Below are 23,218 nucleotides of genomic sequence, written 5' to 3'. Positions count from 1 at the left end.
TAAGAGGTACAATTATGCAGCAGTTTTTTGTAGAAAAATCATCTATAAACGGCAATAAAATAATTCTTGAAGAAAATGACATTAATCATGTTGTCAATGTACTTAGGATGAAAATAGGTGAAAAGATTCGTGTTAGTGACAGTGATAATGTCAGTTATTTTTGTCATCTTGTTGAAATTTCCAAGGAGAATGTTGTTGCAGAAATAGATGAAATAGATGAAGTTGGAACTGAATTGAATAATGAGATTTATTTGTTTCAAGGATTACCCAAGGGTGATAAAATGGAACTTGTTATTCAAAAGGCAGTTGAACTTGGTGTTACTAAAGTGATACCAACTTCTATGAAAAATTGTGTAGTTAAATTGGATGATAAAAAAGCAAAAAACAAACAAAAAAGATGGCAAACAATTGCAGAGAGTGCTGCAAAACAATCGAAAAGAACTATTATTCCTGAAGTCACAATGCCAATAAAATATAAAGAGGCTATGGAATTTGCAAGAGATTTAGATGTTATTTTGTTGCCTTATGAGAACCAAAGAGGAATGGAGGCAACAAGAGAGATAATTGGAAACATTAAAAAAGGGCAACGAATAGGAATTTTCGTTGGTCCAGAAGGTGGATTTGCAGAAGATGAAATTACAGGTTTACCGGATAATGTGTCACTTATTTCTTTGGGAAGAAGAATTCTTCGAACAGAAACTGCGGGACTAGCAACATTAGCTATGCTTGTTTTTTGTTTAGATGACTAGAATTATAATAGAAAGATAGATGATAAAGATGGAAGCATATTTAGATAATTCGGCAACTACAAGATGTTTAGATAAAGTTGCTGATAAAATGGTAGAGTTATTAACAGTAAATTATGGAAACCCTTCAGCAATGCATTTAAAGGGTGTTGCTGCTGAAATGCAAATTAGAGAAGCAAAGAAAAAAATTGCTAAAACTTTAAAGGCAAAAGATAAAGAAATTCTTTTTACATCAGGTGGGACAGAGTCAAATAATCTAGCTATAATTGGAACAGCATTGGCAAACGAAAGAAAAGGAAAACATATTATTACAACATCAATTGAACATCCTTCAATTAATAACCCTATGTTGTATTTAGAGTCTAAGGGTTTTGAGATTGAACATTTAAAGGTTGATGAGTATGGTCAAATATCTTTAGAAGATTTAAAGAATAAAGTTAGAAAAGATACAATTTTAGTATCTATTATGCATGTGAATAATGAAATTGGTGCATTAGAGCCAATTTATGAGGCAGCAAGTATTGTAAAAGAAGCGAATTCTCAATGTATTATGCATGTTGATGCTATTCAATCATATGGTAAATTTAAAATCGTTCCAGGAAAAAATAATATTGATTTATTATCTGTGAGTGGTCATAAAATTCATGGACCAAAGGGAAGCGGTTTTTTATATATAAAAGACAAAACTAAAATAAATCCAATTATTTTAGGTGGTGGCCAACAAGATGGAATGCGTTCTGGTACAGAAAATGTACCTGCTTATGTTGGATTAAGTATTGCAGCAGAAGAAGCTTATAATGATTTTCAGGAAAAAATTGATAAATTATATCAGCTAAAAGAATACTTTATCAGCAAAGTGTCTGAAATAGAGGACGTATATGTCAACGGAAGAAAAGATAAAAATTGTGCACCACATATTATTAGTGTGAGTGTAAAAGATGTAAGAGCCGAAGTGTTGCTTCATTCTTTAGAAGAATATGGAGTATTTGTTTCAGCTGGAAGTGCATGCTCATCTAATCATCCGGGAATCAGTTCGACTTTAAAAGAGATTGGTTTAAAACAGGAATTGCTTGATTCAACAATCAGATTTAGCATGTCAAGTTTTACTAGTAAAGAAGAACTTGATTATGCAATAGAAATAATGATGAAGCTTATTCCACAGTTAAGAAAATATACAAGAAGATAAGGAGAAATTATGTATTCAGCATTTTTAATTAAGTATGCAGAAATTGCTATCAAAGGAAAAAACAGATATCTTTTTGAAGATGCATTAGTTAGTAATATTAAATATAAATTACGTAATGTTGATGGTGAATTTTTAGTAAGAAAAGAGCAAGGTCGTGTTTATGTTGAAACTTCTGGTGAATATGACTATGAAGATACAGTAGAAGCATTAAAGAAAGTTTTTGGTATTACTGGTATTTGTCCCGTTATTTTAACAGAAGATGAAGGTTTTGATAAATTATGTGAAACAGTTATTAAACACATTGACGCTACATATAAAGACAAGAATTTTACATTTAAGGTTAATGCAAGAAGAGCAAGAAAAAACTATCCATTAAATTCAATGGAAATCAATGCTCTTGTTGGTGAAAAAGTGTTAGATGCCTTTCCAGAGATGAAGGTTGATGTTCACAAACCAGATGTTGTAATTAATATCGAAATCAGAAAACAAATTAATATTTATTCAGTAGAAATTCCTGGTGCTAAGGGTATGCCATTAGGTACAGCTGGTAAAGCAATGCTACTATTGTCAGGGGGAATTGATAGTCCGGTTGCTGGTTACATGGTAAGTAAAAGAGGTGTAACAATTGAGGCAACATATTTCCATGCACCACCATACACAAGTGAAAGAGCCAAACAAAAAGTAGTTGATTTAGCAAAGAAAATGTCACGTTATACTGGTAAAATCAATTTAAATGTTGTTAATTTTACAGATATTCAATTATATATTTATGAAAAATGTCCGCATGAACAATTAACAATTATCATGAGAAGATATATGATGAAAATTGCTGAACATTTTGCAAAAGAAAGTGGTTGTTTAGGACTTGTTACAGGTGAAAGTATTGGTCAGGTTGCAAGCCAGACAATGCAGTCTTTAGTTGCAACAAATGAAGTGTGTGAATTACCTGTTTATAGACCACTAATAGCATTCGACAAACAAGATATTATAGAGGTTGCTGATAAAATTGATACATATGAGACGTCTATTTTACCTTTTGAAGATTGTTGTACCATTTTCGTGGCAAAACATCCGGTAACTAAACCTAATTTAAGTTATATCAAAAAATCAGAACTTAAATTAACAGAGAAAATTCAAGAACTTGTTAAAGAGGCAATTGATACTGTGGAAGTTATTAAGGTCGAGCCAGAAGAAATTTAAAGGCTAAATAAGACATTTTATTATAAAGGCAATAAAAATGTATAGCTTAATCAAGTTGTACATTTTTTATTGCATATAATAGCAAATATGGGCTATATAGAATAAAACAAAGAGAAAAAGATAAAAAACAGTTTTAAATGATGTAGGAAGTAAAGAAATATTATGATATAAGAAATATTCGTATAAAATTTTTTGTTTTAAATATTTATATAGAATATTATATAAAGTATCGTATAAAAAAAAGACTCACATTGTGAGCCTTTATATAAAATCATATTTACAATTATGCGATTACAAATTATTTAACGATGTATGGGTCAAGTGCCTCTAAAATCTCATCAAGATTTGTATCTGCATGAATTGCTAAATCAATTGGTTTTGATAAATCTAATGAGAAGATACCCATGATTGATTTCGCATCAATTACATATCTTCCTGAAATTAAATCAAAATCAAAATCAAATTGAGTAATTGTATTAACAAATGATTTTACTTTTCCAATTGAATTTAATGAAATTTGAACTGTTTTCATATTGAAAACCTCCTTAGTTTGAATCTTTTTCTAATTAAGATAGTAATAGTTTTTGAATAAAAAGTCAATCAGAAATGGAGAGAAAATGAAAAAAGCAGCATTACATAATTTAGGATGTAAAGTTAATTCATATGAAACAGAAGCTATGCAGCAGATGTTAGAGAATGCGGGTTATGAAATTGTGCCATTTACAGATAAAGCAGATGTTTATATTATAAATACATGTTCTGTTACAAATATGGCTGATAGGAAGTCTCGTCAAATGTTACATAAAGCAAAGCATAAAAATCCTGATTCAGTAGTTGTAGCTACAGGATGTTATGCTCAGACTAAAGAACAAGAGGCGTTGTTAGATCCAGCAATCGATATCGTTATCGGCAACAATCAAAAACATGAATTGGTTCAAAAAATAGATAAATTTTTTGTTGATAGTTCGGATAATGTTGCAGTAGCCGATATAAATAAAGAGCCACAGGAGTATGAAGAGTTGTTTTTATCACGAACAGCTGAGCATGCAAGAGCTTTTATTAAAGTTCAGGATGGATGCAATCAATTTTGCAGTTATTGTATAATTCCTTATGCAAGAGGTAGGGTAAGAAGCAGAAAATTAAAAAATGTACTTGCAGAAGTTGCAAGATTGGTTGATAATGGATTTAAGGAGATTGTTTTAACAGGAATTCATCTCAGTTCATATGGTGTAGATTTGAACGATGGAGAGAATCTTCTTAAACTTATTCAAGCAGTCCATAAAATTGAAGGACTTGAAAGAATTCGTCTTGGCTCATTAGAACCTAAGATAATTACAAAAGAGTTTGCAGAAGAAATCTCGAAATTACCTAAGATGTGTCCACATTTTCATCTTTCTTTACAAAGTGGATGTGATGCAACATTAAAGAGAATGAATAGAAAGTATACAACAGAAGAGTATAAAAAAAGCTGCGACCTTTTAAGAAAATACTTTAATCATCCAGCTATTACAACTGATGTAATTGTTGGATTTCCAGGTGAAGATGAGAATGAGTTTAGTGTTACAAAAGAATTTTTAGAAGATGTTCATTTTTATAAGATGCATATTTTTAAATATTCACCTAGAAGAGGAACTCGTGCAGAGTCTATGCCAAATCAAGTTGATGAACAAGTTAAAACAAGAAGAAGCGCAGAGCTTATTGATTTAGATCATCGAATGTCAAAAGAATATCGTGATTTTTATTTAGATAGTCAAAGAACAGCGTTGATTGAAGAAAAAGTAACTATTGAAGGAAAAGAATATTATACGGGTTATACCATGGAATATGTGAAAGTGGCGGTAGAGTCTGAAGCTGATTTAGTAAATCAAATTGTTAGAGGAAAGATTGTAAAAGAAATCGCTAATGATATTTATTTGCTAGAAAGATAGCATTGTTTTTTTCTCGTCAGTAGTATACAATAGAATTGATAAGCTATTGTGGTAAAAATACATAAGCAAGGGCGTGAAAAATATGCAAGATATCAATAACACACAATATTTTAATGTAGGGAAAGAACCTGAAAATCAAGTGAAAGAAGTTCTTAAAGTGGTTTATGAAGCTTTAAGAGAGAAAGGATATAATCCAGTTAACCAGATAGTTGGTTATATTATGTCTGGTGATCCAACTTATATTACAAGCTATAAGAATGCACGAGGACTTATTATGAAGGTTGAAAGAGATGAGCTTGTTGAAGAGGTTTTAAAGGATTACATTAAAAATAATCAATGGAAATAATTCGAGAAGTGGAGAATTATGCGAATTTTAGGATTAGATTTTGGATCAAAAACAGTAGGCGTTGCTGTAAGTGATGGATTACTTTTAACAGCACAAGGAGTAGAGATTATTAGAAGAAAATCACAGTCTAAATTACGTCAGACTTTGGCCAGAATCAAAGAATTAGCTGATGAATATGAAGTTGATACAATCGTTTTAGGGTACCCAAAGAATATGAATGGTACTGAGGGTGAACGTTGCGAAAAAACAAAAGAATTCAAAGGCATGTTAGAGAATAGAACAGGTTTGCCAGTAGTGTTGTGGGATGAACGACTTACAACAGTTGCGGCAGACCGTTCTATGATGGAAACAGGAATTAGAAGAGAAAATCGTAAGAATTATGTGGATGAAATTGCTGCTATCTTTATTTTACAGGGATATTTAGACTATCTACATAATCAAAAAGAAAAATAAATTTATTGGAGATGCGATGGAAAAAGTAATATTTACACTAGAAGAAACAGATGAGAAGATTGAATTTTTTATACAAGAAGAAACTCAATTGAATGGTGTTAAGTATCTCTTGGTTTCGGAAAATGAGACAGGAGATAGTGATGCATATATTTTGAGAGAAATTCAAGAGCAGGACGGAGAGGTCACTTACGAGATGGTTGATGATGACAACGAAGTACAAGCCCTTGGTAAGATTTTTGCTGAGCTATTAGATGAGGATACTAATGTAGAATTTTAAATGACGTGGTATAGAAGCGGAATAGGCTTCTTAATTAGATATTGTTAAAATAAAAGAGAATATTTACCTAAGGAGCTGTTTTTCTGTTTTTCTATTCTTCGTTTATTATGGAGGAATGATTTTGAAGAACGTAAAAGATGAACAGAATAAAGGCAAGCTTAAGATAATTCCATTAGGTGGATTAGGACTTATAGGAATGAATATAACAGCATTCGAGTATGATGATAGTATTATTGTTATCGATTGCGGTTTGTCATTTCCTGATGATGATATGTATGGAGTGGATTTAGTAATTCCTGATATTACTTATCTTAAAGATAATATTGACAGAGTAAAAGGTTTTTTTATTACTCATGGTCATGAAGATCATATAGGTGCAATTCCATATGTTTTAAGAGAAATTAATGTCCCAATCTATGCAACTAAATTAACAATGGGAATTATTGATCATAAACTTGAAGAGCATGAGATGGTTAAGAGAGTTAAACGTAAAGTTTGTCACTATGGTCAACACATTAATTTAGGTTGTTTTAGAGTTGAGTTTATCAAAACTAATCATAGCATTCAAGATGCTGCAGCGCTTGCGATTTATTCGCCGGCTGGTATTGTAGTTCATACAGGGGACTTTAAGGTTGACTATACACCAGTTTTTGGAGATGCAATTGATTTACAACGTTTTGGAGAAATAGGAAAGAAAGGCGTTTTGGCATTATTATGCGACAGTACTAATGCTGAAAGACCAGGATTTACTATGTCAGAGCGTTCAGTAGGAAAAACTTTAGACAACATTTTTGCAGAACATAAACAAAATAGAATAATAATCGCTACTTTTGCGTCAAATGTAGACAGGGTGCAGCAGATTATAAATTCGGCGTATAAATACGGTAGAAAAGTTGCAATTGAAGGACGAAGTATGGTGACGATTATTTCTATTGCTTCGGAATTAGGTTATTTGAATTTGCCAGAAAATATTTTAATTGATGCGGAGCAACTTAGAAATTATCCAGATGAGAAGACTGTTATTATTACAACAGGAAGTCAGGGAGAATCGATGGCAGCTCTTTCAAGAATGGCTACAGGAATGCATAGAAAAGTTATTATTAAGCCAAGAGATACAATTGTATTTTCTTCTAGTCCAATTCCAGGAAATGAAAAGTCTATTTCGGGTATCATTAATGAATTGATGTTAAAAGGTGCAGAAGTAATTTTCCAGGATGTGCATGTTTCTGGTCATGCTTGTCAAGAAGATATTAAATTGATATATTCACTTGTTAATCCTAAGTTTGCGATACCAGTGCATGGAGAGTATAGACATTTGTATGCACAGGCTAATATTGCTTCAGAGTTAGGCTATGATTCAGATCACATTAAGATTTTACAGACGGGTGATGTCCTAGAGATTGATGATGAAAGCGCTGAAGTTGTTGGCAGAGTTCAAACTGGCAACGTTATGGTTGATGGACTTGGTGTTGGAGATGTAGGAAATATCGTTTTAAGAGATAGACAGCATCTTGCAGAAGATGGAATTATTATTGTCGTTATGACACTAGAAAGTGGTTCAGGTCAAGTTTTAGCTGGTCCAGATATTGTAACAAGAGGATTTGTATATGTTAGAAATTCTGAAAGTTTAATAGATGAAGCTAAAGCTCTTCTAGACAGAACAATGGATTATTGTATGGATAATCATATTCAGGATTGGGGTAAAATCAAAACAGAAGTAAAAGAGGTACTTGGGGATTTCGTTTGGAAAGAGACTAAGCGTAGACCAATGATTATGCCTATTATTATGGAAGTGTAGGGGAAGCTATATGAATATCAATAAGGTACTGTTTAATTTTATTAAAATTGCATTTAGTATCATGATAGTTCTTTTGTTAGTGTATGCCATTTCTTTTTTTGCAGGAAAGGCATACCGTTTGGGATACAGTTTGTTTAACGAGGAATCGGTTACTAAAGGAGAAGGCAAAGAAGTTAAAGTAGTAATTAAATCCGATATGTCAAATAAGGAGATAGGAGAATTATTAGAGAAAAAAGGGTTAATAAAAAACAGTAACCTTTTTTGGATTCATTGTGAGATGGCGTCCCTTTCGTCTAAAGTGAAACCGGGTACATATGTGCTTAATACGTCTATGAGTATGGATGAGATAATTAATAAGATGATTAAGCAAAATGAAACTTCAGAGAAACAGATTCAAGCACAGTAGGAGAATTAAAAATGATAGTAGATGAACGTCTAACTACCTACATCAATTCTCTTGGAACGAGTAACACTAAAATTTTAGACACGATAGAAAAAGAAGCTCTGCAGTCCTTTGTTCCTATTATACGTAAGGAAATGCAGAGTTTTTTGAAGTTATTGTTACAAATAAAAAAACCAAAGAGAATTCTTGAGGTTGGAACGGCTGTGGGATTTTCCACTATTTTAATGGCAGAGTATAATCCTGTTAAAAGTGAAATAGTTACAATAGAAAACTATGAAAAGAGAATACCTATAGCTAAAAATAATTTTAAAAGAGCAGGAAAAGATGATCAGATTACTCTATATGAGGGAGATGCAACAGAAATATTAAGAGAATTAGATGGAGAATTTGATTTGATTTTTATGGATGCTGCAAAAGGCCAGTATATTAATTTTTTACCTGAGGTACTTCGTTTATTAAGTAAAGATGGTATATTGGTATCAGACAATGTCCTACAAGATGGAGACATTATAGAATCACATTATATGATTGATAGAAGAAATCGAACAATTTATAAGCGCATGCGAGAATATCTATACGAATTAACACATAATGAAAAACTTGTTACATCGATTATGCCTATTGGTGATGGAATAACAGTTACGACATTCAAAGATTAATGAATATAATTATATATTATAGATTTTCGCGATAGATGTTATATGAGAGGAAATACAAGAAATGAGAGATATTGAGTTATTATGTCCAGCTAGTAGTTTAGAAGTATTAAAGGTTGCTGTAATCTATGGAGCAAATGCTGTTTATATTGGTGGAGAAGCATTTGGTTTAAGAGCAAAGGCAAAAAATTTCTCTATGGAAGATATGGCAGAAGGAATTAAATTTGCACATGAACATGGAGCAAAAGTTTTCGTGACTGTAAATATTTTGGCACACAACTATGATTTAGAGGGTGTTAGAAAGTATTTAAAGGAGATTAAGGATTTAGCACCTTATCAGCCAGATGCATTATTAATTGCTGATCCAGGTATCTTTATGATTGCAAAAGAAATTTGTCCTGAAATAGAAAGACATATCAGTACTCAGGCAAATAATACAAATGTTGAAACATATAAATTTTGGCATAATCTAGGAGCATCTCGTGTAGTTGCTGCTAGAGAATTATCTTTAAATGAAATTAAGCAAATTAGAGAAGGAATTCCAAGTGAACTTGAAATAGAAGCATTCGTTCATGGAGCAATGTGTATTTCATATTCAGGACGTTGTTTATTATCAAATTATTTTACAGGACGTGATGCAAACCATGGAGCATGTACACATCCATGTAGATGGAAATATGCGGTTGTTGAAGAAAAACGTCCTGGTGAATATTTACCAGTATATGAAAATGAAAGAGGAACATATATTTTTAATTCAAAAGATTTATGTATGGTAGAGCATCTTCCGGATTTGATTAATGCGGGTGTTGACAGTTTAAAGATTGAAGGTAGAATGAAAACTGCATTATATGTTGCTACAGTAGCTAGAACATATAGAAAAGCTATTGATGATTATTTAGAATCACCAGAAAAATATCAAAAAAATATGCCTTGGTATTTAGATCAGATTTCTAACTGTACATATAGACAGTTTACAACTGGATTCTTCTATGGCAAACCAAGTGAAGAGGCTCAAATTTATGATAATAACACATATATTAAAGGCTACACATATTTAGGATTAATTGAAGGCAAAAATGAACAAGGACTTTATAAAATTGAACAAAAAAATAAATTCTCAGTTGGTGAAACAATTGAAATTATGAAACCAAATGGTGATAACATTCCAGTTCAGGTAAGAAGAATTGTTAATGAAGATGGCGTTGATGTTGAATCAGCTCCACATCCAAAAGAAATTTTATACATTGATTTAGGTGTAGAACTTGAGCCATATGATATTATTCGTAGACAAGAAGAAGATTCAAAAATCAATTTAGAGTAATATATATTATTAAAAAAATAAATACATTATAGAAACTCTATCTCTACAGTGTGCAACATGTTTATGCATAGGATGTAGAGTAGAGTTTTTTTGTTGTATAAATAGTGAAAAATATAACTATTACATAGTATATTGTGGTAAAATGAAAGAAGTGTACGAAAAATATCAAATAATTTCAAATGGGGAGGGCATGCATGGCAGACATAGCAGAAACAGACAGACAATTTGGTGAAAAAAATAAAAAAGTAGATAGAGTTTATGCTGATATACACAATGGATTATCATCAAATTTTGTTGACAAAAGAGTGGTTGCTGGAGCAATTAATACACCAGTTGAACCATATACTAAATCTTTAAATGACATAATTAAATCGAATGTATATACATATTTTAATTTTATATTTTTTATAATTACAATTTTACTTATTTTGGTAAGAGGATGGTCAGATTTAATTTTTTTACCAATAATTATCGCAAATACGGCCATTGGTGTTGCCCAAGAGGTGTATTCTAAAAAGCAATTAGAAAAATTAAAGTTTACAAATGATTCCAAATATGTTGTTATTCGTGATGGGAAAAAAAATAGTATTAGTTCGAATGATTTGGTTTTAGATGATATAGTTGAATTTAATGAAGGAGATCAAATCCCGGCAGATGCAGTTGTTGTTTATGGAGAACTTAGGGTAAATGAATCACTTTTAACAGGAGAATCATATGATATTCTTAAAAAAGAGGGATCTAATTTATTGTCGGGTAGTTGGGTTATTGAAGGAACAGCGCGTGCTAAGATAGATAAAGTTGGAAAAGATTCTAATATATCTAAATTAACACTAGAAGCCTCTAAGGAAAAAAGTACTAAAAAATCTGAAATGAATGTAGCGTTAGATAAGTTGATTAAGACAATTGGAATTATTATTATTCCGGTTGCAATTGCAATGTTTATTCAATCATTTATTTACAATAAAGAGTCATTTGAGATTTCAGTAAAAAGTATGATAGCGGCTTTAATAGGAATGATTCCTGAAGGATTATATCTTTTAGCAAGTTTTACGATGGCAGTTGGTAGTTTAAGGCTAGCAAAAAAGGATATTATTATTCATGATATGAGAAGTATAGAAGAATTGGCAAGAACTGATATTTTATGTGTTGATAAAACAGGAACAATTACGGCAGGTAAAATGAAAGTTAAGGGTTATAATACCTTGGGAGAAGAAAATAGTTCGAATACAAGAAGTACTTTATACCATATTTTGGGAGAATTTGTTGCAAATAGTAACGAAAAAACTGAGACAACATATGCGTTAAAAAATTTTTTTATAGAAAAGGCACATATGGAAGTTGGAAAAAAAGTTCCATTTTCTTCAAAAATAAAATACTCTGGAATGAATCTTGGTGGTAAAAACTATGTACTTGGTTCAGCAGAAAATGTTTTTAGAGATGATTATGAAAAATATAGGGAAGAAATAGAAAAATACTCAAGATTAGGCTTTGTGGTTCTTGTTTTTGCAGAATATTTAGGAGAATTGGAAGAAGAAAAGGAACTTGTGGATGAAGTGATTCCACTTGGAGTTATTTTTTTGACGAATCCAATTAGAAAAAATGCAAAAGAAACATTTTCTTTTTTTAAGGAGAATGGAACAAAAATTAAAGTAATATCTGGCGATAATCCAATTACTGTTTCAAAAATTGCTAAAAAGGTTGGAATAGAGGATGCAGACAAATATATTGATGCTAGAAAACTTTTAAATGATGATGATTATAAAGAAGCAGTTGAAAAATATACAGTTTTTGGCAGAACATCAGAAGCCCAAAAACAAGAAATAATTAAAAGATTGAAAGGATCTAATCATTCTGTTGCGATGGTTGGAGATGGAATAAATGATGTACTTGCGCTTAGAGAAGCTGATTGTAGTATAGCTTTGGCAGCAGAAGGTAAGAGCCCAATAGCTCAGATTTCACAATTAGTAATAACAGACGGTGACTTTTCGAAGATACCTTTAGTAGTAAAAGAAGGAAGACGAGTAGTAAACAATATAGAACAGACAGCGATATTATATGTTGCAAAGAATACGTTTTCTTTATTATTAGCTATTTTTGCAGTTATATTTGTGTATAATTATCCATTGATGCCATCACAGGTAACAATAATTAGTTTGTTTACAATTGGAATTCCTTCGTTTTTATTAACATTAGAAAAAAACAATAAAAAGATACAGAAGAATTTTTTAACAAAAGTGTTTTTAAAGGCTATTCCTGCAGCGTTGGCTAGTTTCTTTGTGGTAAGTGGTTTGACTGTTTTTTGTAGAGAATTTAATATAGAAAATCAAATTCTTTCTACAACAGCAACAATTTTAGTTGCAATAATAGGCTTCATAATTCTTCATAAGGTGATTAATCCATTTAAGAAAAAGCATGTAGTTATGATGCTTTTATTGGGGGGCGGATTAGTTTTAGTAATGCTTTTGATGAATGAAGCTTTTTCGATAAATAAAATTAGCAAAAAAGGAATTATGCTTATTGTTTTATTTGCTTTTGTAGTTGGAGAAGTATATAGAGGCTTAGAAATTGGTTTTGTAAAAACATATAATTTTATACACAATAACAAAATCGCAAAAAAAATAATCGACAATATCAATAATCTTTTGAAAAAAATAACTAATTAGTTGAATAGACTTTACAAATAGTTTATAATTTTATTTATCGAGGAGAAGTGGGTGATATAATGCAAAAAATAATAAGGAAGATTGTTAGGGGAGAAATCCCAAATTCTAATATAGATATTTCATTTTCAACAGATTATATTGCATTTGAAGTTTTTGCAAATGTTGTGTATGAAGGCGAGTTCTCTATGGAGTTTAAAAACTGCAATAATGATGAAATAGAAGGAAAGATATTTTCGACTAATTCTAGAATGGAGTGCATTAATTCTGAACTAGTTGGAAATAAGCAATATATAAGATATCGCTTTGATTCTAGGGGACTGCATACAGGTAATAATTCTGAAGGGGATTTTTACTTTGTATTCAATCAAATAGAATCAAGTATTCATTTTCATGCTACAGTAGTAGATGAATATGTAAATTCTGCTGTAGGAAAGTTGTATGATTTAGATGATTTTTCAAGATTAGCAAAAGCCAACTGGCATGAGGCTCTAAGAATTTTTTATTCTCCTTTTTTTGAAAATAATATTTTAAAGAAAACGACATTAAAATATAAAAATAGACTGATTATGGCTTACAAAGGTTTGAATGTTAAGGAACATAATAGCCATAATTTGGAAGAGTTTTTGGAATTAGCATCTAAAAAAGAAAAGATAGATTTTGAAGTTACAAAAGATAAATATAATTTTTTTAGCGTAAATGAGAAAATAAAAGAGTATTTAGAAATACGTAAGAGTTCTTGGGGATATTTTGAATGTAATATTTCAACAGATAGTGAATTTATCGAATTAAACAAAACTTGCATTACTACAGATGATTTTATGGGAAATACTTTGCAGTATGCATTTTATTTAAATGAAGAAAAGATGCATGAGGGAAAGAATTTTGGCAAAATAACTATAAGTAATGCTACTAAAAAAGTTTCGGTTGAAATTATAGCACAAAAAAATGATGATTTTAAAGAAATAGTTGAATCTGTTAAACATAAAATAAAAGATTATAAAATTGGTTTAATGGAATTATATGTGCAGTATCGTTTGAAGAGAATTGGAACGGGTGCGTGGGCTAACGAAACATTAAATATTTTACAGCACTTAGTTGTACTTGAAAAAGAAAATAAGTTGTTTTATAGGCTCATGATGGCTCAAACATATATTTATAATCATGAGATAGAAGAAGCACAGGTTTTATTAAATAAATTTGAAGCAGAAGTTGGTGATGAAAATGTGCCAGAATATGGATACTATTTGTTCCTATGTACATTATTTGAGAGAGAACCGGCTAATGTGGATGAATGTGAAGAGAAAATAGAAAAAATATTTAAGCAACATCCAAACAATGCAGTGTTGTTTTGGGTATTGTCTTTTTTGAATGCAAAATACATAGAAAATCCCGGAGAAAAATTAAAAGCAATAAAATATTGGGATGGAATAGGTAAAAATTCACCTTATTTTCTATGCGAAGCGTATTATATCATATGGCAAGATCCATTTTTATTAGATAAAATTGAAGAGTTTGAAATTCGAATGTTGATGTGGGCCTTAAGAAATAAAGCTTTTACAGAAGAAGTAATGGATCAGTTTTTCTTGGCTACAAATTCTTTAAAAAAATTTGATTTTAAAGTCTTTTCTATAATGGAGGAGGGTTACAAATATTATTCAAAAGAGAGCTACCTTTCTACAATTTGCAGTTATTTGATTAAAGCACAAAAATTTGATAAAAAGTATCATAAGTGGTATGAAATGGGAGTAAATTATAATTTGAGAATAACTAAATTATATGAAGCTTTTCTTCTGTCAGCAGATGAGAATGATATGAATAGTTTACCAGATATGGTAAAAAGATATTTTCAATATGAGAATAATATTCCAAGTAATAAGCTTGCCATTTTGTACAAAAATATAATCATAGATGAAGTAAATGACCCATCTACATATGAAAAATATAAAGACATAATGAGAGAATTTGCTTTTGATCAAATAAAAAAGAAACACATTAATGAGAGCTATGCAGTTATATATCAAGAAATTTTCAAACCAGAAATTATAAATGCGCAGATTGCGGGCTTGTTATCAGAGATAATTTTTACAAATAAAATAATTGTAAAAAGTGATGAAATTGTAAGAGTATATGTATATGAAAAATGGAGAGATGTACCATTAGAGGTTGGACTTAGCAATCACGAAGGTTTTTTCTTTCATGTTTCAAATGATTATGAATTAATTTTCGAAGATAGAGACGGAAAAAGGTATGGACAAGATATCGAAAGTGAGATACGCCCATTATTTGATATTGAAAAATATAAAAAAGTTATATCAGAGCAGGCGCTAAAAAATCAAAACTATTTTATTTATTCTGTAGAGAATGACTACTTCTCAGAAAAAAACAGTTTTGAAGAAATAGAATTTCTAAATAATGGTCAAATTGCATGTGAATTTGTTAATAGATTGTATTTTAACCAAGCTTTATATTATGATCAAATGAAGGATTCAATTAAGTGTGGTAGTTGCTTAAAAAAAATAGATAGCCACTATATTAATGATGAAAAAATTAAAAAATTAGCTGAATTATATTTGAAATATAAACAATATAGAGCTGTTGTAGAGATTTTAAAGAATAAAGGAATAGATTTGATTAATGCTAGTGATGAGGTTGGCATAACGAAATATCTTGTAAAAAATGGTGGTTCAGATGAAAAATTTATAATTAGTCTGGCAATGAGAGTATTTAAAAGTGGTCATTATAATACGGAAATCATAGAGTATTTATCACTTAATTATGAAGGACCAACTATCATTATGACGAATCTATGGAGCATAGCACATGATATTGTTGCTAAAACAGGTAAACTAGAAGAAAAAATTATAAATAATATACTCTATACATCAATTGATATACCGATGAAGAATCGCATTTTCTTAAATTATTGTGAAAATGGAGGAAAAGAAATTACAATCATCGCATATATAACAAAAATGATGCATGATTATTTTGTAAACGATAAAGCGATTACAGGTTATATTATCGGAATTGTTGAAGAAAAGCTGAAAAATGGAGCTTTATTAAATGAGACATGTAAGTTAGGTCTGCTCAAGTATTATTCAAATAAGAACAGTTTTACCGATGAAGAGGAAGATCTTATAGATATGATGCTGGGCGATTTTGCACTTAGAGATTTAAACTTTGAATTTTTTAAAACATTGCCTAATAAAATAGTTGAAAAATATCACATAAGAGATAAAGTTTATATAGAATTCAAGGGAAAGCCAAATGATAAAGTTATGATTGAGTATAAATTTTTGAATGATTTTGAGTCATCTGTACTCTCTGAGTCGCAAAAAAAAGTAAATATAAAAACAATGCATGAAATATATGCAGGAATTTATAGTATTAGCATAACAGCTTTCTTTGGAGAAACAATAAGTTATAAGATTTTTAAAGATAGCAAAAATGGTTATAAAGTGCTAAAAAATAATACTGTAAATAACTATGATTTAAGAAAAAATTATGATAAAGATAGATATAATCGTTTAAATGAGATGGTCGTAACTTCAAGATTAAAGGAAGCTGATATTGAACATGAGCTAAGCGAGTATAAAAACCTAGATGAGTTGACAAAAAAAATCTTTACTATAATGTAAAATCATGCGCATTTTGGAGGAGGGTATATGGAAATATTTAATGCAAATGTAAAAAATTCAATTGAAAATGAGATAATAAATAAGGAATCAATTGAAAGAGAATATTATATTGGAATAGACCTTAATTCAGATTATGCAATGGTTAGTTATTATTGCAACAATATGGAAACTCCAGAAACTGTAAGCGCAACTTATGGAAGTGAAGTGTTTCAGATTCCACAAGTTCTTGCAAAAAAAATAAATGATATAAATTGGCTATATGGTCAGGAGGCAATAAAAGCTGCGGAAGCTGATAAAGAATGTTTCATTGCAAATGATTTTTTTAAAGAAGAGAGCATAGAAAAAACATATGAATGCTTTGATGATGTTTTTGAAGGGAAAGATTTACTTCAGATTTTTTTAAGCAAAATAATATCTCTACCTAGTAAAATCATAAACTGTAGAATTAAGCCAAAAGTTGTTATTTCTATAAAAAGAATCAATCGTGAAATCTATGAAGCTTTTGAGGATATAGGATTTAGACTAGGGTTTAAAAATCATAATTTTAAAGTGATAGATTATAAAGAGAGTTTTTATTATTATATGATAAATCAGGAACCACAGTTGAGTCAAAATGATGTGCTTTTGTTGTGTGCAAATAGTAATATTTTAGAGAGTTATAGATTATCAAAAAGTCATAGAACTACACCGGTAGTTATAAATATTGCTTATGATTCGATAGATACATTTAAAAGTGGAGAAGATAAGGAGTTTTGTGCTTTTTTAAAACAAATACTCACAAATCAAAGAGTAACTTCAGTGTATCTTGTGGGAAGTGGATTTGATGGAAATTGGTTGTTAGAATCAATTCAGTTTTTATGCAAAGGAAGACGAGTTTTTATTGGAAAAAATTTGTTTTCGAAGGGAGCTTGTTATGCTGCTATGTTAAAATACAATAATTCTGATTCAGAATATGTATATTTAGGGGAAAATGATCTTAAATTTAATTTAAGCATTAAGGTTTTAAATCGTAATCAGATGGAGTTTTTAACACTTGTAAATGCAGGTGACAATTATTTTGAAGCAAAAAATTCATGTGAAGTGATTTTGAGTAAAGGGAATACTATTGATTTTTGGAAGCAATTACCGGATAGTAGAGAAGCAAAAATAGAATCAATAAGTTTAAAAGATTTGCCTTTACGCGAAGATAGAGTTACTCGAGTAAAAATTGTAGCGACTCCTATTTCGAACAATTCAATTGATATATACGTTGAAGATATGGGATTTGGAGAAATATATAAATCTTCAAATAAGTCATGGCATTATGTTATGTCAATGCCGGCTTAGAAAAAGGAAAAAAAACCAAAATATAGGAAAAAAGAAAGAACAAAAAGAAAAGGATGTAGTTATGGGAGAATTAATTTTATGCACTAGTTCACTTGCAAAGACACCATTTTATTGGGAAAATATTTCTGAAAATGTATATAGCTTAGAAGAATTATCATATTTGATAAAAAAGAATGTGTTTTTGGTAGAAAAATCACTTACTTCTGACCAATTATGTACATGGATTGAAAAAGAATTATTTGATAAAAAACTTGCAGAAAGTTTAAGAAATGATTTGAAAATTAACAATAAAGTCTCTAGCTTTATAGAAAAGTTGTTGACGGAAACAGGGTATTTATCACAATCTGAAATAAAAAATACTGTAAAGCTTTTAGCAGATTTAGAGACAAAGTCGGAAATTGAAGTAGGCAAGCTAAAAGCAGACCAGTTGCTAAAAGCAGGAAAAGTTTTAAGAAGTATTAAAGAGTATTATAAATTGTTATCCGCCGTTAGCAAAAATATAATGAGCGATGAAGTATTAGGAAGTATTTGGCACAATATAGGAAGCGCTTATGCAAGATTGTTTCAATTTAATGAGGCAATTAATTGTTTTTTAAAGGCATATTCGTTGAGTGCTAATTTAAATTCATTAAAAATGGGATTATATGCTGCTTTTTGTGAAAAAAATGAAAAGAAATTTTATGAAATAGCCGAAGAATATGATGTAGATACTGTGGTTTTATCAGAAATAAAAAAGGAAATGGAAGATTATTATTTAAACAATAGTGAAAATGTATTTTTTAAAGACAGTAGTAAAGAGAAAAAGGAAGAGAATATTAAAAATTTTATTGTGGATTTGAAAAAGGATTATAAAAAATTATGTAGCTAACAAGGGGTTGAAGAAAATGTTGTTTAAAAAGAATAAGAAAAAGAACGTTAATGTTTCAACAAGTGATAGCGAAAAAAAATCAAGTAATGATGTAAAACAATATATAGTTGATCAATGTGAGCATATGATAGAAATTGCAAAAGATGTAATAGATGCTCGTGACGAGTATAATGTTGTTTCATCTTATTTAAATGATGTTAAGGTGTTTGAAAAATTATCTAAAGAGAAAAAAGAGCCTATAGAAGAAGCTGCGAAATCTATTGTAAAGCTTTATAATTCAAAAGATGAAATTTTAAAGAAAAAACATGATTTGCCAGATGAAAGATTTCAGGAGTTTAAAGCTAATGAGAATGAAATACCTAAAGCGATTCGTAGATTACAGAATAATGAAGCATTTCAGAATGCTGCAAAAAAGGATATGAATTATCTTGAAGGTGAAAAAATAAGATGGCGTGATATTGAAGAAGAAAGCATTAAAGAGCAACATTTACTGAGATATTTATCAGTTTTTTTAACTATTGTATTTGGTGGAGTTCTTATTGCACTTGGAGTAGCATATTTTACTTTGTATATGGATGTGCAAAAATACATGATTTTAACAGGATTTATTGCTGTTCTTTCTGTGGGATATATTGTAATTCGTTTTCAAGATACGATGACTAATATAAAAAAATCGAAAGTAAACACAAAGCAAGCAATAATTCTTGAAAATAGAGCAAAATTGAAATATGTAAATGCAACGAATGCAGTAAGATTTGCGAGAGAAAAATACAATGTTCAGAATGCGTATGAATTTTTATATTTGTGGGAACAATACAGTGCAATTTGTCATGAAAAGAAACAACTATTGATAATTAATGATGATTTAGAATATTATACAGAAAAACTTTATGATTTAATTGAAGATTTAGACTTAACTGATCCTAAATTTTGGAAGAAATATATAGAAGCATTAACAGAGAAAAAAGAAATGATAGAAATAAAACATAATTTGGTTAATAGACGTTCTAAATTAAAACAATCCATTGAGTATAACAAAAATGCAATAGAGCTTATAAAAAAAGATGTTGATTCAAAGGTCAATCAGATGGGACAGAATTCTATTTTTATAGGAGATATAATGGATCAAATCAATAATATGTTAAAAGAAGATAAGTCAGAAAAGAACATTAAAGTAAGCAAACTTGCAGAAGAAAAGAATGAGCTTATAAATAAAGCTAGTGCGTCTGAATCAGGTATTGTTTATACTATGAATGGCGAAAACAATAATAATGAAGTAAACAATAATAATGAGGTAAACAATGAAGGAGTAAATACTACAGAAAGTAGTAATGAAAAAGATTTGATAGGGATTAATTCAAAAGATTTTGTAGAAGAGTTTAAGAATACTCGTGAAAAAGCTAAACAAAGAACTGAAAAAAGCATTAAAAGATCTAAGAATTCAGCATATAATCGATGCGAGAACAATGATTTTATTGAGCTTGCAGAGGAAATTGATAGAATTAATGAATTTGATAAAGATCAATTCGTTTCTAAAACTGCCAGTGAAGGCATATATGATGCTGTAAATAGAACAACTAGTGAATTACGTGAAATAAAGGAGATTAAACAAAAAGAAAAAGAAAAGATTAAAGAAGAAAAAAGACAAGAAGAATTAAAACGAATTGAAAAAGAAAAAAAAGAGCGTGAAGCTAGAATTGAAGAAGAAAAGCGCCTTGAAAAAGAAAGAAAACAAAGAGAAATTGAAAAAAGATTAAAAGAACAAGAAGAAGCAAGAAAAATTGAAGCGGTTCAAAAGGATGCAAAAGAATTACGTGACCACGCAGTTGAGAAGTTCTCTAAAAATATTGATATTCAGACTAGTATATCTAAGGCGGACCAGAATATAATAGATGTTTTTATGGCTGAAAAAAATCAAAGAGAAGCTTCAAAAGAGCTAGATGCAAAAAAGGAGGCATATTTAGATGAACCCAAAAAAGTTATGACACAAGCTGATATCTTGGCCGCAAGAGTGAGAGCAAATAAAGAAATAGATATGAAAAAAAAAGAAAGAGCAAGAGAAAGGGCAAGACAACAAGCTGAGAGGGAACAAGAAAGAAGACGTGCTGAAGAAGAATTACTAGAACACGAAAAGGCTACTCAAAAACCTCGAAGAAGAGCTGCAATTGAAGAATTGGTTGTTGATGTGCCATGGGATCCTAATATATCTGGATTAGAACAGGCAAGAAAGAGAAATAAGCCTAAAACTGTTGTCTAAAATGGATGTTAAACATTATTGTTTGGCAGATGATGCTAAGTATGTTATACTAAAAAGATACGAATTGAGTTATATTGAGGTGTAATATGGAAGTAAGAAAGAATAACGATATAACCACAGGAGTAATTTGGAAACAGATTTTGATTTTTTTCTTTCCAATATTAGTAGGAGCTTTTTTCCAGACATTGTATAATACGGTTGATGCATCAATTGTAGGTAAGTCGGCTGGATCAGAAGCTCTTGCTAGTGTTGGTGGATCGTCAGGTCAAATATTAAATTTTGTTTTTACTTTTTTCATGGGGTTAGCAACAGGTGCAACAGTTATTATTGCACAATACTTTGGAGCAAAAGAGTACGATAGGGTAGATGATTCATTACATACAGCGTATACTTTTGCAGTAGTGGGAGGATTAGCCCTTGGAGTTATCGGCTTTTTCGGAGTAAAACCATTTTTAGTTTTACTAAGAACACCGGATAACTTGATGGCTAATTCTATTTTGTATGTAAGAACACTGTTTGTTGGCCTTGTTTTTACGTTAATATACAATATTGGATCAGGTATTTTAAGGGCAATCGGAGATTCGAAACGTCCATTATATATTTTGATGTCATGTTGTGGTTTAAATATTGCATTAGATGTGTTTTTTGTTGTAATATTAAAAATGGGTGTGTTTGGAGCAGGACTTGCTACGGATATTTCTCAAGCGTTTAGTGCTTTTTTGATAACCTTTTTGTTAATGAAAAAAACACCGGGAATGGAGCTATCATTAAGGAAATTACATATTAATCCAGTAACATTGGGAATGATTCTTAAAATTGGATTGCCTACAGCTATTGCAGGAAGTATGTTTTCTGTTTCAAATATGATAGTGCAAACTTCTCTTAATCAAATGGGAGTCAGTGTTGTTGCGGCCTGGACGGCATATGGAAGGATTGATGCATTATGGTGGATGATAAATCAAGCTTTTTCTGTATCAATTACAACTTTTGTTGGTCAAAATTATGGCGCAGGTTTATCAGAAAGAATAAAAAAAGCAAATATACAGGTTATTATGATGGAAGTCGGTATTGGCATAGTCTTATCCATTGGGTTTATAACTATGGCACCTATACTTTTAAGACTGTTTGCAGATAATAAAGAAGTAATAGAGATTGGTGTATCTATTTCAAAGATTTTAGCACCGTTTTATAGTGTTTTTGCAATTGCTGAAATTTTATCAGCAACGTTAAGGGCTGAAAATTATGTTATGGTTTCAACAGTTACAACATTACTAGGAATTTGTGCATATAGAGTAGTTTGGGTAAAATTTATTGTTCCAGGCGAATCTTTGCAGAAAATATTAAGTTGTTATCCAATAAGTTGGACAATAGTGTCAGTCTTGGTGCTTATTTATTTTTTATTTAAACAGCCTAAAGTTATTAAAGAAATAAAGTAGTATTATAACAAAGGAGAACAGAATGAAGTATAAGAATATAGTTTTTGACATGGGAAATGTATTAGTAAAATATGATTCAGATGCAGCAGCAAGACAGTTTACAGATGACAAAAAAATTATCAGAGAAGTAGGATTGATAGTTTTTAAATCAATTGAGTGGGAAATGCTTGATGGTGGATTAATTACAGAAGAAAAAGCTCTTAAAAAAATGTTAAGTAGATTTGAGACTGAAGAGGCTAGAGAAATAGGAAGAAAAAGTTTTGAAACATGGGATAAAGTGTGTATGACACCTAATGAAGAAATGGGAGAAGTTGTGCAACAACTTAAAGATAAAGGATATAACGTATATATTTTATCAAATGCAAGTGTACGTTTACCTAAAATGTATAAAGAAGTAGTTCCAAAAGCAGATTTATTTGATGGTGTTTTTTATTCAGCACCAGAAAAATTATTGAAACCACAAAAAGAAATATACAATCGTTTTTATGAAAAATTCAATCTTGATCCATCAACATGTTTATTTATTGATGATTTAGAAGATAATATTAATGCTTCAAAAGAAACCGGTATGGACGGATATTGCTTTGCTGATGGCGATGTTAATAGATTAAAAGAATTTTTAGGATTATAGAAAACAATATTTAAATATTATTATTTATTACTCTCTTCTATGATGAAATATCACTTGAATTATAAGGATATATCGTAATAGAAGA

Annotated in this window: 19 protein-coding genes; 18 read left to right on the top strand and 1 reads right to left on the bottom strand. The window is 30.1% G+C overall.

Going from position 1 to position 23,218, the window contains the following annotated elements:
* Positions 1-14 precede the first annotated feature (14 nt).
* The 3 genes from BLV79_RS04525 to thiI are packed head-to-tail and all read left to right on the top strand — an operon-like array spanning position 15 to position 3,132.
* On the top strand, positions 15-749 hold the full coding sequence (locus BLV79_RS04525; RefSeq protein ID WP_074716551.1) for a 16S rRNA (uracil(1498)-N(3))-methyltransferase: 735 nt from the start codon (positions 15-17) through the stop codon (positions 747-749).
* 28 nt (positions 750-777) lie between these two features.
* Complete coding sequence (locus BLV79_RS04520; RefSeq protein WP_074716603.1) at positions 778-1,932, top strand: cysteine desulfurase family protein; 1,155 nt, start codon at positions 778-780, stop codon at positions 1,930-1,932.
* Positions 1,933-1,941: 9 nt separating this feature from the next.
* A complete protein-coding gene (thiI, locus tag BLV79_RS04515) occupies positions 1,942-3,132 on the top strand; it encodes a tRNA uracil 4-sulfurtransferase ThiI (RefSeq protein WP_074716549.1) in 1,191 nt (396 codons plus the stop codon).
* A gap of 298 nt (positions 3,133-3,430) precedes the next feature.
* Here thiI and BLV79_RS04510 read toward each other — a convergent pair whose 3' ends face one another.
* Positions 3,431-3,664, bottom strand: coding sequence for an HPr family phosphocarrier protein (locus BLV79_RS04510; protein WP_074716547.1), 234 nt, complete (start codon positions 3,662-3,664; stop codon positions 3,431-3,433).
* 85 nt (positions 3,665-3,749) lie between these two features.
* On the opposite strand from BLV79_RS04510, the gene mtaB reads away from it, so the two are divergent.
* The 15 genes from mtaB (at position 3,750) to BLV79_RS04435 (ending at position 23,133) form a co-directional block, all read left to right on the top strand.
* Entirely contained in the window at positions 3,750-5,060 is a 1,311-nt protein-coding gene (mtaB, locus tag BLV79_RS04505; RefSeq protein WP_074716545.1) for a tRNA (N(6)-L-threonylcarbamoyladenosine(37)-C(2))-methylthiotransferase MtaB, read from the top strand.
* An 82-nt stretch (positions 5,061-5,142) separates the two neighbouring features.
* Positions 5,143-5,406 (top strand): IreB family regulatory phosphoprotein, encoded by a 264-nt coding sequence (locus BLV79_RS04500; RefSeq protein WP_074716544.1) that lies wholly within the window; start codon positions 5,143-5,145, stop codon positions 5,404-5,406.
* Positions 5,407-5,424: 18 nt separating this feature from the next.
* Positions 5,425-5,859 carry a Holliday junction resolvase RuvX gene (gene ruvX / locus BLV79_RS04495; protein ID WP_074716542.1) on the top strand — a complete coding sequence of 145 codons (435 nt, stop codon included), beginning with the start codon at positions 5,425-5,427 and terminating at the stop codon, positions 5,857-5,859.
* Positions 5,860-5,875: 16 nt separating this feature from the next.
* Positions 5,876-6,136 carry a DUF1292 domain-containing protein gene (locus BLV79_RS04490; protein ID WP_074716541.1) on the top strand — a complete coding sequence of 87 codons (261 nt, stop codon included), beginning with the start codon at positions 5,876-5,878 and terminating at the stop codon, positions 6,134-6,136.
* A 121-nt stretch (positions 6,137-6,257) separates the two neighbouring features.
* Positions 6,258-7,934: a ribonuclease J gene (locus BLV79_RS04485; RefSeq protein ID WP_330389921.1), complete on the top strand. Its 1,677-nt coding sequence runs from the start codon at positions 6,258-6,260 to the stop codon at positions 7,932-7,934.
* 10 nt (positions 7,935-7,944) lie between these two features.
* Positions 7,945-8,340: an endolytic transglycosylase MltG gene (locus BLV79_RS04480; RefSeq protein WP_074716538.1), complete on the top strand. Its 396-nt coding sequence runs from the start codon at positions 7,945-7,947 to the stop codon at positions 8,338-8,340.
* Positions 8,341-8,351: 11 nt separating this feature from the next.
* Positions 8,352-8,996, top strand: a complete 645-nt coding sequence (locus BLV79_RS04475) for an O-methyltransferase (protein WP_074716536.1) — start codon at positions 8,352-8,354, stop codon at positions 8,994-8,996.
* 61 nt (positions 8,997-9,057) lie between these two features.
* Positions 9,058-10,314, top strand: a complete 1,257-nt coding sequence (locus tag BLV79_RS04470) for a peptidase U32 family protein (protein ID WP_074716534.1) — start codon at positions 9,058-9,060, stop codon at positions 10,312-10,314.
* A gap of 194 nt (positions 10,315-10,508) precedes the next feature.
* Positions 10,509-12,977: an HAD-IC family P-type ATPase gene (locus BLV79_RS04465; protein ID WP_159429326.1), complete on the top strand. Its 2,469-nt coding sequence runs from the start codon at positions 10,509-10,511 to the stop codon at positions 12,975-12,977.
* Positions 12,978-13,036: 59 nt separating this feature from the next.
* Positions 13,037-16,615, top strand: coding sequence for a DUF5717 family protein (locus tag BLV79_RS04460; protein ID WP_074716530.1), 3,579 nt, complete (start codon positions 13,037-13,039; stop codon positions 16,613-16,615).
* 27 nt (positions 16,616-16,642) lie between these two features.
* Complete coding sequence (locus tag BLV79_RS04455; RefSeq protein ID WP_083354441.1) at positions 16,643-17,941, top strand: DUF5716 family protein; 1,299 nt, start codon at positions 16,643-16,645, stop codon at positions 17,939-17,941.
* A gap of 61 nt (positions 17,942-18,002) precedes the next feature.
* The gene (locus tag BLV79_RS04450) at positions 18,003-18,809 is read left to right on the top strand and encodes a hypothetical protein (protein WP_159429325.1); all 807 of its coding nucleotides are present in this window, start codon (positions 18,003-18,005) and stop codon (positions 18,807-18,809) included.
* Positions 18,810-18,825: 16 nt separating this feature from the next.
* The gene (locus BLV79_RS04445; RefSeq protein WP_074716526.1) at positions 18,826-21,066 is read left to right on the top strand and encodes a hypothetical protein; all 2,241 of its coding nucleotides are present in this window, start codon (positions 18,826-18,828) and stop codon (positions 21,064-21,066) included.
* Between the two features lie 86 nt (positions 21,067-21,152).
* The gene (locus BLV79_RS04440; protein WP_074716524.1) at positions 21,153-22,502 is read left to right on the top strand and encodes an MATE family efflux transporter; all 1,350 of its coding nucleotides are present in this window, start codon (positions 21,153-21,155) and stop codon (positions 22,500-22,502) included.
* Positions 22,503-22,524: 22 nt separating this feature from the next.
* A complete protein-coding gene (locus BLV79_RS04435; protein WP_074716522.1) occupies positions 22,525-23,133 on the top strand; it encodes an HAD family hydrolase in 609 nt (202 codons plus the stop codon).
* Positions 23,134-23,218 lie beyond the last annotated feature (85 nt).

It is taken from the genome of Lachnobacterium bovis DSM 14045 (assembly GCF_900107245.1).
Taxonomy (GTDB): Bacteria; Bacillota; Clostridia; order Lachnospirales; family Lachnospiraceae; genus Roseburia; species Roseburia bovis.
This window is presented reverse-complemented; position numbering and strand designations above follow the sequence as displayed.

Bases quoted from the DNA above. Each gene is read 5' to 3' on its own strand.
- BLV79_RS04525 (WP_074716551.1), top strand. From the start codon at position 15: ATGCAGCAGTTTTTTGTAGAAAAATCATCTATAAACGGCAATAAAATA.
- BLV79_RS04520 (WP_074716603.1), top strand. From the start codon at position 778: ATGGAAGCATATTTAGATAATTCGGCAACTACAAGATGTTTAGATAAA.
- thiI (WP_074716549.1), top strand. From the start codon at position 1,942: ATGTATTCAGCATTTTTAATTAAGTATGCAGAAATTGCTATCAAAGGA.
- BLV79_RS04510 (WP_074716547.1), bottom strand. From the start codon at position 3,664: ATGAAAACAGTTCAAATTTCATTAAATTCAATTGGAAAAGTAAAATCA.
- mtaB (WP_074716545.1), top strand. From the start codon at position 3,750: ATGAAAAAAGCAGCATTACATAATTTAGGATGTAAAGTTAATTCATAT.
- BLV79_RS04500 (WP_074716544.1), top strand. From the start codon at position 5,143: ATGCAAGATATCAATAACACACAATATTTTAATGTAGGGAAAGAACCT.
- ruvX (WP_074716542.1), top strand. From the start codon at position 5,425: ATGCGAATTTTAGGATTAGATTTTGGATCAAAAACAGTAGGCGTTGCT.
- BLV79_RS04490 (WP_074716541.1), top strand. From the start codon at position 5,876: ATGGAAAAAGTAATATTTACACTAGAAGAAACAGATGAGAAGATTGAA.
- BLV79_RS04480 (WP_074716538.1), top strand. From the start codon at position 7,945: ATGAATATCAATAAGGTACTGTTTAATTTTATTAAAATTGCATTTAGT.
- BLV79_RS04475 (WP_074716536.1), top strand. From the start codon at position 8,352: ATGATAGTAGATGAACGTCTAACTACCTACATCAATTCTCTTGGAACG.
- BLV79_RS04470 (WP_074716534.1), top strand. From the start codon at position 9,058: ATGAGAGATATTGAGTTATTATGTCCAGCTAGTAGTTTAGAAGTATTA.
- BLV79_RS04465 (WP_159429326.1), top strand. From the start codon at position 10,509: ATGGCAGACATAGCAGAAACAGACAGACAATTTGGTGAAAAAAATAAA.
- BLV79_RS04460 (WP_074716530.1), top strand. From the start codon at position 13,037: ATGCAAAAAATAATAAGGAAGATTGTTAGGGGAGAAATCCCAAATTCT.
- BLV79_RS04455 (WP_083354441.1), top strand. From the start codon at position 16,643: ATGGAAATATTTAATGCAAATGTAAAAAATTCAATTGAAAATGAGATA.
- BLV79_RS04450 (WP_159429325.1), top strand. From the start codon at position 18,003: ATGGGAGAATTAATTTTATGCACTAGTTCACTTGCAAAGACACCATTT.
- BLV79_RS04445 (WP_074716526.1), top strand. From the start codon at position 18,826: ATGTTGTTTAAAAAGAATAAGAAAAAGAACGTTAATGTTTCAACAAGT.
- BLV79_RS04440 (WP_074716524.1), top strand. From the start codon at position 21,153: ATGGAAGTAAGAAAGAATAACGATATAACCACAGGAGTAATTTGGAAA.
- BLV79_RS04435 (WP_074716522.1), top strand. From the start codon at position 22,525: ATGAAGTATAAGAATATAGTTTTTGACATGGGAAATGTATTAGTAAAA.